Here is a 14,511-nt window from a genome sequence, read left to right on the forward strand (position 1 = left end):
ATGAGGAGTCCTTTCTATTGACTTGCGGGCAAGCCGGTTGCAGTGATGGGCTCGACGGTGCCCGTCCGGGCCGCCGCGAAAGACCGAGCGGATTCCCGCGAACGTCCTTGCCTGCCGGAGTACTTCATGCCCCCTGCCCCAGAATGGCCGTCCTCGCTCTGGAACGCCGTGACCGCGCCGCGCGCCGCCGCGGCACCGTTGCGCGGCACGATCGAGGCCGACGCGGTGGTGGTCGGCGGCGGCATGTGCGGCCTGTCGACGGCGTTGCATCTGGCGCGCGGCGGCCTTTCGACCGTGGTGCTGGAGGGGTTCGAGCTCGGCTGGGGCGCTTCCGGACGCAATAATGGCCAGGTGATCCCGACCATGTCGGCCGTAGAACCGGATGCGCTGGTCAGGCGTTTTGGCGAGACCGGAGAGCGCTTCGTGCATCTCATCGCGCAAAGCGCGACAACGTTATTCGACCTGGCGCGCGACGAAAAGATCGATTGCGAGGCGGAACAGACCGGCTGGTACCAGCCGGCTCACTCACCCGGGCGGGTGCGGCTCAGTGAGAATCGCGTGGCAACCTGGCGCCGGTTCGGGGCACCGGCCGAATTGCTCGACCGGGACGCCAGCACCCGCCTGCTCGGAACCGATTTCTGGCATGGCGGCATGTTCAACCCGACCGGCGGCCACATCAACCCGCTGGCCTTCGTGCGCGGACTTGCCGCAGCATGCGAGCGTCGCGGCGTCGTCATTCACGAACACTCCATCGTGACCGGCTACGCACGCGACGGCGATGGCTGGCGGGTCGCCACAGCGCACGGCGCGGTCAGGGCGCGCACGGTGGTGTTGGCGACCAATGCGTATACGGATGCGCTCACCACGCACTTCGAGCGCCGCATCGCGCGCTCGGTCGTGCCGATCCTGTCATGGCAGATGTCGACGCCGCCGCTCAACGAGGCGGTGCGGGCGGCGCTCGTGCCCGGCCGACAGGCTGTGTCCGACACGCGCGCCGATCTGCGCTTTTTTCGCTACGACGCGCGCAACCGTCTCGTGACCGGCGGTTCCGTGCTCGGCACCCACAAGGCCGCAGCGCGCGTGGCGGCGAATGCGTCCGCGCGCATGGCTGAGGCCTTTCCCGGGCTCGAGGGCGTGCGGTTCACCCATGTGTGGAACGGCCGGGTCGGCATAACCCTCGACCGCCATCCGCATATCCACCGCCTGGCGCCGGATCTGTGGAGCTGGGTCGGCTGTAACGGGCGCGGCGTCGCCTTGTCTGTGGCGCTCGGGCGCGAACTGGCCCGCGCGATACGCGGCGAGCCGCTCGACACACTCGCCCTGCCGGTCACCGACGTCGACCCGATGCCGTTTTACCCGATCGCGCGCCGTGTCGCGCCGTTCGTGCTCGCCTGGCTGAAACGCCGCGACCACGTCGAAATCAATCCGCGCTGAAGACAGGTATCCCGGACATGGCCGTCGAAAACTGGGTTTCCCGCCATCTGGACGAACTCATCTCCTTCCGCCGCGACCTGCACGCCCATCCCGAACTGCTCTACGACGTCGACCGCACCGCCGGGCGCGTCGCGCAGGCCTTGCACGCGGCCGGCGTCGACGAAGTCGCCACCGGGATCGGCCGCACCGGCGTGGCGGGCGTGATCCGCGGCGCGACCGCCACCAGCGGACGCGCGATCGGCCTGCGCGCCGACATGGACGCCTTACCGGTCAGCGAGGAGACCGGCGCGGCCTGGGCCTCGACCAAACCCGGCCTGATGCATGCGTGCGGCCATGACGGCCACACGACGATGCTGCTGGGCGCCGCTCGCCATCTTGCCGAAAACCGCACCTTCGACGGCACGGTCGTGCTGATCTTCCAGCCCGCCGAGGAAGGCGGCGCCGGCGCCAGGGCGATGATCGAGGACGGCCTGTTCGAGCGTTTCCCGGTCGACGAAGTCTACGGCCTGCACAACAAGCCGAACCTGCCGCTCGGACATTTCGCGATCGCGCCCGGGCCGGTCATGGGATCGGTCGACGAAATCCGCATTCGCGTCCGCGGCGTCGGCGGCCATGCCGCCTTTCCGCACAACACGGTCGATCCCATTCCGGTAACCGGGGCGATGATCCAGGCGCTCCAGACCGTCGTGTCGCGCAATCTGGATCCGCTAAAATCGGCGGTCGTGTCGATCACCAGCCTCCATGGCGGCGATGCCTTCAACGTCATTCCGACAGAGGTCGCCCTCAACGGCACTGTGCGCACGCTTGACGCGCAGGTCCGCGACATGGTCGAGAACCGCCTTGGCGCGGCGGTCGCAGGCATTGCCTCCGCTTTCGGCTGCGCGGCCGATCTGGACTATGTGAGACATTACCCGGTGACTGTGAACGACGCCGACGGAACGGCGCGCGCCGCGGAGGCGGCCATGGCGGTCGCGGGCACGCAGCAGGTGGCGACCGATCTGACGCCGAGCCTTGGCGGCGAGGATTTCGCCTTCATGCTGGAGCAGGTGCCGGGCGCGATCATTTTCGCCGGCAACGGCGCCGGCCCGGGCCTGCACCACCCCGCCTACGACTTCAACGACGAGCTTATCCCCTGGGGATGCTCTTACTGGACCAGGCTCGTCGGACAGCGCCTGCCGCCGAAAACGAACACCGAGAAACAAAATCCATAATGAGAACAATAATCGAGCATGAAATATCTCTTCTGAAATTCTAGATAGCATGAAATTTGAATTTTTTTGGAAATGCCGCAAAAATTTGGTCACAAATTCCCAGCCCGAATCGCTAGAACGGAGCACGTCGACCAATTCAAGGAATTCTCTATGCGCTCCATCGGATTGCTTGGCGGCATGAGCTGGGAAAGCACGGCCGTCTACTATCGCCATCTCAACGAACGGGTTCGAAGCCTGCGGGGCGGCCTCGCCTCCGCCGATATCGTTTTGCGGTCGCTCGATTTCCAGGAAATCGTCTCGCTTCAAAAAGCGGATGCATGGCAGGACGCGGCCGACCGTCTGGCAACCGCCGCACGCGGTCTCGAGGCGGCCGGTGCCGATATGGTGCTGATCTGCACCAACACCATGCACAAGCTCGCCGAAGAGGTCGCCTCGGCAGTCAACGTGCCGCTGATCCATATTGCCGATGTCACCGCCGGGGCGATCGTTGCGGCGGGCTGCCGGCGTCCCCTGCTTCTGGCGACGCGCTACACCATGGAACAGGATTTTTACCACAGCCGCGTGCGCAGTGGTTACGACGTCGAGATCATGGTGCCGGACGAACAGGATCGCGGCACCGTGCATGACATCATCTTCGGCGAGCTGTGCTGCGGCATCATCCGCGAGGAGTCGCGCGCGGCCTACCGCGCCATCATGGAAAAGGGGCGGAAGGCCGGCGCCGACAGCGTCATTTTGGGGTGTACCGAGATCGGCTTGCTGGTCGGCGCGGACGACACCAGTCTTCCCGTCTTCGATTCCACGCTGCTGCATGCCGATGCCGCGCTTGACTACGCGCTGCAGCCAGCTGGCGAACCGGTCACCGTCCAATAGAGCGAGGCACAATGACAAACAGCAGCGACAGGATCGGCGCGCTACGCGGCCTCATGGCCGAGGCGGGCCTGGACGCAGCGGCCTTCATCCCCGGCGCCACGTTCCGCTACCTGACGGGTGGCGTCTTCCACGTCATGGAGCGGCCGACGGTTCTGATCGTACCCCGCCAGGGGCGCCCGGTCGTGGTCCTACCAGATATGGAGGCCGATTCCTGGACCCTGCTGTCCTGCGACGCCCACGTGATCCGCTGGCGCGACGAGGAAGGCTATGCCGCCGCGTTCGCCAAGGCGGCCGAGCTTGTCGAGGCCCGGCGCCTCGGTGTGGAGGGGCTCAGTATGCGGGTTGTGGAGGCCAACGCGCTGCGCGCCGCCTTCCCCGGTGCCGAGCTCATCGACATGCAGGCCTGGACGCTCGGCCTGCGCGCCGTCAAGGACGACGCCGAGATCGCCTGCCTGCGCAAGGCGGTCGCGATGGCGGAAGCGGCGCTGACGGCAACCCTTGACGAGGTCGACGTCGGCATGAGCGAGCAGGACGTCCAACGCCTGATGCTGCAAAACATACTGGCGCAGCCCGTACAGGGACCGGTTTCGCCACCGCTGGTGCTGGCCGGCCCGAGCTCGGCCATGCCGCACGGTCGCGCCGGCAGCTATCGGCTCAAGGTCGGCGACGCGCTGTTGTTCGATTTCGGCGTCGGGGCCGGAGGCTACCGCTCCGACATCACCCGTACCGTGTTCATCGGCGACGTCTCGCCCGAGGATCGCGCGCTTTACGAATGCGTGCTGGCGGCGAATACGCTCGGCCGCGAGATCGCCCGTCCAGGCCTCACCGCGCATGCCCTCGACGACGCGGTGCGCGGCCATCTCGAGGCAAGCCCCTATGCCGACTACGTCGTGCACAAGACCGGCCACGGCCTTGGCCTGGATGTGCACGAAGCGCCGCAGATCATCCGCGGCAACCATGTCGAGCTCGTCGCCGGCAACGTCATCACCATCGAGCCCGGCCTCTACCGTCCGGGGCGGCTCGGCGTGCGCATCGAAGACGACGTTCTTGTCACAGCCGACGGCTGCGAGAGCCTGAGCGCGCTTCCCAGAGAGTTGCTGGTCGTCGGCTGACCGGCCCGGATATCAAAAGGAGGAACTGTATGTTCAACATCACCAGAAGAAGTCTCCTGATCGGCGCGTCGCTTTCGGCGCTCGCTTTCGGAACCCTGCCGGCCCTGGCCGTGAACGACACAGTGCGGATCGGGATGGATGTCGATTCGGTGTCGCTCGACCCGCGCACCGCCCGCAACACCACCGACTACCGGGTTCTCGATCTCGTCTATGACGGCCTGGTACGGATGAACAGCGAGCTGGTGCCGCAGCCGAACCTCGCCACCAAGTGGGAACAGGTCGATCCGACCACGCTGGTCGTGACGCTGCGCGAGGGCGTGACGTTCCACGACGGCACGCCGCTGACCGCCGCCGACGTCGTCTTTACCTACACGACAATCCTGGATCCGAAGTTGGCATCCAACGCCGCCTCGCTGTTTGCACCGATCGACAGCGTCGAGGCGACCGCACCGAACCAGGTTACCTTCAAGCTCAAGCACCCGTACGCGCCGCTGCTCAGCTATCTCGACGTCGGCATCACGCCGAAGCACGCGGTCGAGGCCGGCCACGATCTTTCCGGCAATCCGATCGGCACCGGCCCCTACAAGTTCGTGCGCTGGAACCGCGGCAGCGAGATCGTCCTCGAAGCCAATCCGAACTATCGCGACGGCGCGCCCGGCACCGGCGAGATCGCCTTCGTCACGCTCGGCGACAACACCGCCCGCGCCCAGGCGCTCGAAGCCGGCGACCTCGACATGATCATGACGCCGCTGTCGCCCGACGACGTCGAGCGCCTGGCCGACGACGAGCGCTTCACCCACACCAAACTGCCGGGCCTGACGATCACCTATCTCAACTTCAACACCGCGAGCCCGGTGCTGAGCGACCCGCAGCTTCGGCACGCGCTCGGCATGCTGGTCGATCAGGAGGTGATCGTCGAGCAGATCTATGGCGGGCTCGACATCCCGGGCACGTCGGTGCTTCTGCCAACCTCGGCATGGAGCTACACCGACACCATCCGCCAGCCGAGCTTCGACATGGAAGCAGCCGCCAAGGCGCTCGCCGATCTCGGCTGGACCAAGGGTGGCGACGGCATCCTGCAAAAGGACGGCACCAAGCTGTCGATCACGCTCAGCACCAATTCAGAGGACTCCGCGCGCATCCAGACGATCGAGTATATCCAGAACGTCATGCAGCAGGTGGGCGTGGACGCCAAGATCGAGATCGCGGATTTTCCGGCCTGGATCGCCAATGTGCGCAGCGGCAAATACGACATCGCGCTTTTGTCGTGGGTGAACCTCGTCGATCCCGACCGCGGCACCTATTCGCAGCTTACCAGCGACGGAGCGCTCAACTGGGGTAAATATTCCAACCTGCAGGTCGATGCCGCGCTCGAACTCGGCCGCAGCGCCACCGATCAGCAAACGCGCGTGGAGGCCTATCGCGAGGCGGCCAGCATCATCGCCGAGGAGGTGCCCTACTACATCATCTCCTACACCGGTTTCGACGCGTTCGCGCAGGAAACGGTCGAGGGCGGCCGGCCCGACGACGCACGCGGCTATGTCCGCGGCCTGATGGCACAGTAACGGGCGGCCGGCATGGGCATGTTTGTCTATACCGTCAAACGGGGGCTGCTGTTCCTGCCCATGCTGGTGGGCGTGACCGTCGTCGCGTTCGCGTTGATTCAGCTCGTACCCGGCGATCCCGTCGGGATCCTGCTCGGCGACAGCGCGACGCCGGAGCAGATCGCGCTGATGCGCTACGAACTTGGACTGGACCAGCCGCTGCTGGTCCAGTTCACCACCTACGTCACCAATCTGCTGCACGGCGATCTCGGCAATTCCATTTTCATGAAAGAGCCAGTGCTGTCGTTGATTCTGGAACGTCTGCCGGCGACCCTGGAACTGGCCTTCGGCGCGATCCTGGTCTCGGTATTGATCGGCGTGCCGCTCGGCGTCGTGGCCGCGATGCGCCAGGGCGGCCTGGTCGATTTTCTGGTGCTCGTCTTCGCCCAGCTCGGCGTCGCGCTGACAGTGTTCTGGCTGGCCATCCTGTTGATGTACGTCTTCGCGGTCGAGCTGAACTGGCTACCGGCGATCAATCGCGGCGTGCCGCTGGTGGTGGCGATGAAGGCACTGCTGTTGGAGGGCCGGCTCGGACCGCTGGCGGATTCGCTGTCGCATCTCATCTTGCCGTCGATAGCAATGGGGCTGCAGGGCGCGGCGATGATCTGCCGGCTGGTACGCGCATCCATGCTTGAGGTGCTGGGCAGCCATTTCGTGCGCACTGCCCGCGCCAAGGGCGTCAGGGAGCGGCGCGTGGTGTGGCGGCACGCCCTGTCGAACGCGCTACTGCCGGTGGTGACCGTTATCGGCCTGCAATTCGGCAACCTGCTGAGCGGCGCCGTCCTGGTCGAGGGCATTTTCGGCTGGCCGGGACTCGGCCAACTCACCGTGGGCGCGATCTCCCAACGCGACTTTCCGCTCGTCCAGGGCATCGCGCTCAGCTTCGCGGTCCTGGTCGGCCTCATAAACCTTCTCACCGATCTCGCCTATGCGCTGATCGATCCGCGGATCCGGGTCTAGCCATGACGTTCGCTCGCCAGAATCCCCTGCTGGTCGTCGGCGCGGCCATGGTGGCCGCCCTGCTGCTGGTCGCCGCGTTCTACGATCTCGTCTCGCCCTACGGGCTGGAACAGATGAACATGCGCAACCGTTTCGCCTTGCCCGATCTCGAGCATTGGCTGGGAACGGACAATTTCGGTCGCGACCTTGCCACGCGGCTGGCGGCTGGCGCGCGGGTGTCGATCGTGATTTCGATCGGAACGGTGCTGATTTCGGCGCTCGTCGGCACCGCGCTCGGCCTGATCGCCGGCTATCATGGCGGTTATGTCGACATGGTGCTGATGCGGATCGTGGACGTGTTCATGGCCTTCCCGGCCTTCGTCCTGGCGCTTGCCATCATTGCCGTGCTTGGACCCGGCACATTCAATCTCATTCTCTCGCTGGCCGCCATCTACTGGACCCAGTATGCGCGCGTGGCCCGGGCCATGACGCTCAGCGAGCGCGAGCGCGACTACGCCGTGGCCGCGCGCGGACTGGGCGCGTCGGCGACGCGCATCATGGTGCGCCACATCCTGCCCAACATCATGGGGCCGCTGATCGTTTTGGCCACGTTCGGCATGGGCACAGCGATCGTGGCCGAAAGCGGGATGAGCTTCCTCGGCCTCGGCGTGCAGCCGCCGACGCCGACCTGGGGCTGGACGCTCGCCTACGGCCTGAAATATCTGCGCGCTGACCCCTGGATGTCGACGGCGGCCGGACTGTCGCTGATGTTCGCCGTGCTGGCCTTTAACCTGCTCGGCGATGGCATCCGCGACTGGCTCGATCCGAACCGCGTCACCAAGACGGCGCTCAAGCGCAAACCCGCCCGGAAACGGACCGCTCCCGCCGGATCCGCCGGCTGACAGTTTTCCAGAACATCCTAGGACCCCCCATGAAGCTCGACCCCGTCACAATCGAAGTCATCAGCCGCAAGCTGATCGCCATCACCGACGAGATCTATTTTACCGTCCAGCGCACGGCGCGCTCGAGCTACGTCAACGAGGTGGCCGACTTCGCCGTCGCCATGCTCGACGTCAACGGCGACGTGTTCGCCTATCCGCCCTCGGCCAGTTTCAACTTCCTGATCGACACCAATTTCAAGTCGACCATCGACGCCGTGCCCGACCTTCGGCCGGGCGACGTCATCATCACCAACGATCCCTACGCCTCAGAGGGGCTGTCGACCCACCTGCCCGACGTGCATCTGATCCAGCCCTATTTCCACGACGGCGAGATCATCGGCTATGGCTGGTCCTTCATACACTCGCTCGATTTCGGCGGCGCGGTGCCCGGCAGCGTCTCGGCGACGAGCCACGAAATCTACCAGGAAGGCCTGCGCATCCCGCCGATGAAGCTGGTCAAGGGCGGGGCGATGAACGAGGAACTGCTCGCCCTGATCAGGCTCAACACCCGCGTGCCCGACATCACCATCGCCGACTTCAAGGCGATGATGGGCGCGCTGGAAACCGGCAACAGGCGCTACGCCGACATCATCGCGCGCTTCGGCGCACCGACCGTGCTGCAGGCCCAGACCGACCTGCTCGACTACACGGCGGCGCGCGGCCGCGCCGTTCTGCGCCGTATTCCCGACGGGGTCTACGAATTCTGGGACTATCTCGACGACGACGTGGTGACCAACATTCCGCTGCGGGTGCGCCTGCGCATGGAAGTCAAGGACGGCGAGGTGCTGCTCGACCTGACGGGGACGGATCCCGAGACCCGCTCGGCCTTCAACGTGCCGTCGCTCGGCCGGCGCATGTACTGGCTGTCCTTCCGCCTGACCGGCATCCTGACCACCTACGATCCGGACATTCCCCGCAATGCCGGGCTCTATCGCTCAATCGCGGTGCGCAACCAGCCGGGCTCGGTCTTCGACGCGCGCCCGCCTGTCGCCGTCGGTATGCGCCACAGCGCGCCCTACCGGCTGTTCGACTGCGTGACCGGCGCGGTATTGCAGGCCAACCCGTCGCTGATGTCGGCGGCCATGGGCGGATCGATGGCGACCTTCCGCTTCACCGAGCAGAACGAGGACGGCTCGCTGCGCGTGGAGGTGGTCGAGCCGCTGCGCTCGGGAATGGGCGCCTTCGAGGGGCGCGACGGCGTCGACGGGCGCGACAACTCGATCAACAATATGCGCAATCGGCCGATCGAACTGATCGAGATGGAACAGGGGCTCAGGGTCCTCAGATACGACATCAATCCCGATTCAGGCGGCCCCGGCAAATGGCGCGGCGGCGTCGGCCAGCTTTTGGTGGTCGAGCTGACCGGCGAGGCCGGGGGCGATATCCAGATCAGCGGGCTGGAACGCTCGCGCATGGCGCCGTGGGGCTTTGCCGGCGGCAAGCCCGGGGCACTGGTGCGTGCGATCATCAACGAGGGTAGGCCCGACGAGCGACCAGTGTCGAAGGGCGTGCCCGTGCGGCTCGGCCGCGGCGACACCGTCACCTTGCGCATGCCGGGCGGCGGCGGCGTCGGCGATCCTTTCGAACGCGATCCCGCGGCGGTGGAGACCGACGTGCGGCGCGGCTTCGTCACGGCCGAAGCGGCGATGCGCGAGTACGGCGTGGCGATCGTCGACGGTCGCGTGGACGAGGCGGCGACGGCGGTCCTGCGTGCGGCGGCCCCGAGCGAACGCAACGACGTGTTCAGCTTCGGCACGCAACGCGACGCTTGGGAACAGGTGTTTGGCGACGAGGCGATGCTGGACCTGAACGCGCGGCTCTACGCCGCGCCGAAAACCCACCGCCACGAACTGCGCCGGCGGGTGTTCCAGAGCGTGCTGCCCGGTCTGAAGGACGGCCGGCAGTCGCCACTCGACGAACTGGTCGCCGATCCGGCCGCGGCGCGGGCGCGCCTGACCGAAGCCATGGACACTTTGCTGCCGAAGGCCACGGCCTGACGGCGCCACGAAAAAGACTACGAAAGGTCGCTGTATGAGCATCGAGCAGGCATTTTGCCGTATCGGCGTCGACGTGGGGGGCACCTTCACCGATTTCGTCCTCGCCAACCAACGCACCGGTGCGGTGGTCCGCTACAAGGAACCGAGCGTGCCCCAGGACCCGTCGCTGTCGATCGAACGCGGCGTGCCCAAGCTTCTGGAACTCGCCGGGGTCGAGGCGCGCGACGTCGGACTGATCGTGCACGGAACCACGATCGCGCTCAACGCGACCATCCAGCGTCGCGGCGTCAAGCTCGGCATGGTTGTGAGCCGGGGCAACCGGGGCGTGCTGGAGATCGCGCGCGCGCAGATGCCGAGCGCCTTCGATTTCGCCGCCCCGCGCGAGGAGGCCCTGGTGCCGCGCGACCTCGTGCTGGAAACCTCGGCCCGCTGCGCCCATGACGGCGCGGTGTTGGCCACCGCCTCGCCGGCGGAACTCGACGAGATGGCGGCGACCTTCCGCAGCGCCGGCGTTCAGGCGGTGACCGTCATGCTGATGCACTCCTTCGCCCATCCCGAACTCGAGCGCGAGGTCGCGGAAGGGCTGAAGCGGCGGCTGCAGGACGTTTCGGTGACGGCGTCGGCGGCGATCTGGCCGGAAAAGCGCGAATATGAGCGTTCGATGGTGGCGCTGCTCAATGCCTATACCCAGCCGCTCATGGAGGCCTATTTCACCAAGTTGGAGCGCCGCGTGGCCGCCCTCGGCCTGAGCGCGCCGATCTACATCACCGCCAATAATGGCGGCATCCTCAGCCTCGAAACGGCCCGCAGACGCCCGATCGACACGATCCTGTCCGGTCCCGCCTCCGGTGTGGTGGCGGCGTCGGCGGTGGCCGCCGACACCGGGATCGAGCGGCTGATCACGGTCGACGTCGGCGGCACCAGCGCCGACATGGCGGTCGTGCATGACGGGCGACCGGCCAATACGGTGCGGGCGCGCATCGGCGAGTTTCCGCTAGTTCTGCCGGTGATCGGCGTGACGGCGATCGGCGCCGGCGGCGGTTCGATCGTGTGGGTGGACCCTCACAGCATCATGAAGGTCGGCCCCGATAGCGCAGGCGCCTTTCCGGGGCCGATCTGTTACGGCAATGGCGGCACACAGCCGACGATAACCGATTGTTATCTGGTCGCCGGCTTGCTCGACGCGGCGCGGTTCCTGGGCGGACGCATCGAGCTCGATCTCGATGCCGCCCGCAGCGCGCTGGCAACCATCGGCCAGCGGCTGAACTTCACCGGTGACAACATCGCCGAACAGGCCGCCGAGGCGGCCATTCGCGTCGCGGCGGCCGTTATGGCGACGGAGATGGGGCGCGAACTCGCCCACCGTGGCGACGACCCGCGCGAGTACGCCTTGCTCGCCTTCGGCGGCGCCGGCCCGACTCATGCCAGCCTGGTCGCCGACGAGGCCGGCATCGCCACCACAGTGGTGCCCGCCCTGCCGGCGACCTTCTGCGCGCTCGGCGCGGTCCTGGCCGACGTCAAACGCGACTATCTCAGCTCGTTGCGCATCGACCTGGCCGCGGGCGCCGAAACCGCGCTCGATCGGGAATATGCCGCGCTGGAGAGCGAAGCTGCCGACTGGATCGCCGGCGAAGGCGATTTCCTCGACGAGATCACCTACGAATATCTGCTCGACATGCGGTATGTCGGCCAGGGTTTCGATCTCCAGGTGATGCTGCCGCCGGGCATGCGCGACGCGCTCGACGCGGAAGCCCTGACCGCGCTGTTCCATGCCCGGCACGAGGATAATTATGGGTATCGTGACTTGGACAGCCGCGTCATCGTGACCACCCAACGCGTGCGGGTGATCGGCCGGATGCCGCGACTGACGCTGCCGAAATTGGCCGCGCACAAGGATGACGCGACGCCGGCACGCTCCCGCCAGGTATTTACCGCTGGGAGATTCGTCGACGTGCCCGTCTACGATCGTGCGTGCCTGGCTGCCGGCTTCAACCTGCGCGGTCCTGTGTTGATCGAGCAGGGCGACACCACGATCTGGGTCCTGCCCGAATGGAGCTGCCGCGCCGACGCAGCCGGCAATCTGGTCATCGAAAACGGCAACGCGGCGGCGAAAAGGACATGATGCCGCTGCTCGACATTCGCGACGTCACGACCGAGTTCGCCACGGCCGACGGCGCGGTGACGATCGTCGATGCGGTCAGCCTTTCCGTCGACAGGGGCCGGACGCTGTGCATCGTCGGTGAAAGCGGCTGTGGAAAGTCGATGCTGTCTCTGTCACTGATGCGGCTGGTGCCGGCGCCGGGCGAGGTCAGCACCGGCCAGGTGTTGCTCGACGGACAGGACCTGCTCGCGCTGGACGAGGAGGCCATGCGTTCGGTGCGCGGCCGGCGCATGGCGATGATCTTCCAGGAGCCGATGACCAGCCTCAATCCCGTGTTCACCATCGGCGACCAGATCGTCGAGGCATTGCGCTGTCACGATCGCACGACCGGCCGCAAGGAACTCGAGCGGCGGGCGCTCGATGCGCTGGTGCAGGTCGAGATGACGGACCCGGTCCGGCGCATGAAACAATATCCGCACGAATTGTCGGGCGGGATGCGCCAGCGCGTGATGATCGCCATGGCACTGGTGACGCGACCTGAACTCCTGATCGCCGACGAGCCGACGACCGCGCTCGACGTCAGCGTGCAGGCGCAAATCCTGGATCTTCTGAAACGCCTGCAGGAAGAAACCGGCATGGGGGTGGTGTTCATTACGCACGATCTCGGCGTGGTCTCCGAGATCGCCGACGAGGTGGCGGTAATGTATGCGGGCCAGGTGGTCGAGCGCGCCCCGGTCGCCGATTTGATCAGCGATCCCCAGCACCCCTACACGATCGGGCTCTTGGCGAGCGTTCCCGAACTGGACGGCGCAGCGGCGCGGCTGCACGCCATTGACGGGATCGTGCCGGCTCCCGATTCCTTTCCCGCCGGCTGCCGGTTTCATCCGCGCTGCGCCTTCGCGACACCGGCCTGCGCCGACACGCAGCCGGCTCTGCGCGCGGTAACCCCCGCGCATCAGGTGGCCTGCTTGCGCGCGCCCTTGGAGGAGCATTGGTGATGGGCCCAGCCCTGCTCGAGGTTCGCGGGCTGACGAAGACCTATCCGGTCGCCACCGGACACGTCTTCAACCGTAAAACGATGCGTGCGGTCGACGACGTCAGCTTCGACGTGCGGGCGGGCGAAACGCTCGCCGTCGTCGGCGAAAGCGGTTGCGGCAAGTCGACCATGGCGCGGATGGCGAGCGGTCTGCTACCTCCCACGAGCGGCTCGATACGCTATCAGGGCGAGGAGATCGCCGGCCTGCGCGGCAAGCGCCTCTTTGCCTTGCGGCGGCGTGTGCAGATGGTGTTCCAGGACCCGATGGCCTCGCTCAACGCACGCATGAAGGTCGGCACTATTCTCGAGGAACCGCTGATCATCCACCGTCATGGCGATGCTGCGGCGCGCAGGAAGCGCGTGGACGAACTGCTCGATCTCGTCGGCCTGCGGCCCGAATATGCGCGCCGTTATCCGCATCAGTTCTCCGGCGGGCAGAAGCAGCGCATCGGCATCGCGCGCGCGCTCGCTGTCGAGCCCAGCCTGCTGGTGCTCGACGAGCCGGTGTCGGCGCTCGACGTCTCCGTGCAGGCACAGATCATCAACCTGCTCAAGGACCTTCAGGCGCGCCTTGGTCTGGCCTATGTGTTCATCGCCCACGATCTGGCCGTAGTCCGCCACATGGCCGACCAGGTGGCGGTGATGTATCTCGGCCGCGTTGTGGAACGCGGGGACCGCAAGGCGCTATTCGACGCCCCCGGCCATCCCTATACGCGCATGCTGGTGTCGGCCGTGCCGCGGGTGGGCAGTCTTACGGCTGCCCGCAAGAGGGAAATTCTGGGCGAGATGCCGAGCCCGATCGACCCACCACCCGGCTGCCATTTCCATCCGCGCTGCCCGTTCGCCGTCGAACGCTGCCGACGCGAGCCGCCGGCCCTGGCCGATAGGGTCGATCGCGAAATCGCCTGCCACCGCGCCAATGAACTGCCGATTCTCAGCGACGACGCGGATCGGCGCGCACTCGGCCCCAGCGCAATGAAGCGCATGCAACGATACGTCAATCTTACGCACTGAACGGTATGTTCGTGATCAACGGGGTCTACCAAACTCTTGAGGAGGTTCAGGGACTCAGGTCGCCTACAAGCGACTGGAGGAGCATACATTCACTTAGCTCGGCATCAAGGACGCTGATGACGTTGGGGCTGCTCTGATCCCTGAAAACTGGACCGTTCGAAACTGGAGTTTTCCGCGGTAACATCCCTTGGCTGGGAGGAGCGGAAGACGATGAAGGCATCGAAGTTCTCGGATGCGCAGAAGGCGTTCATT

General features: G+C 66.2%; 11 protein-coding genes. All 11 read left to right on the forward strand.

What is annotated here, in order from left to right:
* Nucleotides 1-126 precede the first annotated feature (126 nt).
* The 11 genes from C7T96_RS21510 (at nucleotide 127) to C7T96_RS21560 (ending at nucleotide 14,259) form a co-directional block, all read left to right on the forward strand.
* Nucleotides 127-1,434 (forward strand): FAD-binding oxidoreductase, encoded by a 1,308-nt coding sequence (locus C7T96_RS21510; protein ID WP_106573312.1) that lies wholly within the window; start codon nucleotides 127-129, stop codon nucleotides 1,432-1,434.
* 17 nt (nucleotides 1,435-1,451) lie between these two features.
* Nucleotides 1,452-2,645: a M20 aminoacylase family protein gene (locus tag C7T96_RS21515; protein WP_106573313.1), complete on the forward strand. Its 1,194-nt coding sequence runs from the start codon at nucleotides 1,452-1,454 to the stop codon at nucleotides 2,643-2,645.
* A 150-nt stretch (nucleotides 2,646-2,795) separates the two neighbouring features.
* Nucleotides 2,796-3,515 carry an aspartate/glutamate racemase family protein gene (locus C7T96_RS21520; RefSeq protein WP_106573314.1) on the forward strand — a complete coding sequence of 240 codons (720 nt, stop codon included), beginning with the start codon at nucleotides 2,796-2,798 and terminating at the stop codon, nucleotides 3,513-3,515.
* A gap of 11 nt (nucleotides 3,516-3,526) precedes the next feature.
* A complete protein-coding gene (locus C7T96_RS21525) occupies nucleotides 3,527-4,627 on the forward strand; it encodes a Xaa-Pro peptidase family protein (RefSeq protein WP_106573315.1) in 1,101 nt (366 codons plus the stop codon).
* Nucleotides 4,628-4,656: 29 nt separating this feature from the next.
* On the forward strand, nucleotides 4,657-6,192 hold the full coding sequence (locus C7T96_RS21530) for an ABC transporter substrate-binding protein (protein WP_106573316.1): 1,536 nt from the start codon (nucleotides 4,657-4,659) through the stop codon (nucleotides 6,190-6,192).
* A 12-nt stretch (nucleotides 6,193-6,204) separates the two neighbouring features.
* On the forward strand, nucleotides 6,205-7,191 hold the full coding sequence (locus C7T96_RS21535; RefSeq protein ID WP_245414209.1) for an ABC transporter permease: 987 nt from the start codon (nucleotides 6,205-6,207) through the stop codon (nucleotides 7,189-7,191).
* A gap of 2 nt (nucleotides 7,192-7,193) precedes the next feature.
* Nucleotides 7,194-8,072: an ABC transporter permease gene (locus C7T96_RS21540; protein WP_106573317.1), complete on the forward strand. Its 879-nt coding sequence runs from the start codon at nucleotides 7,194-7,196 to the stop codon at nucleotides 8,070-8,072.
* A gap of 29 nt (nucleotides 8,073-8,101) precedes the next feature.
* Nucleotides 8,102-10,108 (forward strand): hydantoinase B/oxoprolinase family protein, encoded by a 2,007-nt coding sequence (locus tag C7T96_RS21545; protein WP_106573318.1) that lies wholly within the window; start codon nucleotides 8,102-8,104, stop codon nucleotides 10,106-10,108.
* A 34-nt stretch (nucleotides 10,109-10,142) separates the two neighbouring features.
* Nucleotides 10,143-12,230 (forward strand): hydantoinase/oxoprolinase family protein, encoded by a 2,088-nt coding sequence (locus C7T96_RS21550; protein WP_106573319.1) that lies wholly within the window; start codon nucleotides 10,143-10,145, stop codon nucleotides 12,228-12,230.
* A complete protein-coding gene (locus C7T96_RS21555; RefSeq protein WP_106573320.1) occupies nucleotides 12,227-13,207 on the forward strand; it encodes an ABC transporter ATP-binding protein in 981 nt (326 codons plus the stop codon). Before C7T96_RS21550 ends, C7T96_RS21555 begins: the two co-directional genes overlap by 4 nt.
* The gene (locus tag C7T96_RS21560) at nucleotides 13,207-14,259 is read left to right on the forward strand and encodes a dipeptide ABC transporter ATP-binding protein (RefSeq protein WP_106573321.1); all 1,053 of its coding nucleotides are present in this window, start codon (nucleotides 13,207-13,209) and stop codon (nucleotides 14,257-14,259) included. Before C7T96_RS21555 ends, C7T96_RS21560 begins: the two co-directional genes overlap by 1 nt.
* Nucleotides 14,260-14,511: the final 252 nt, after the last annotated feature.

This window comes from Nitratireductor sp. StC3 (assembly GCF_003015025.1).
In the GTDB taxonomy this organism is placed as follows: domain Bacteria; phylum Pseudomonadota; class Alphaproteobacteria; order Rhizobiales; family Rhizobiaceae; genus Mangrovimarina; species Mangrovimarina alexandrii.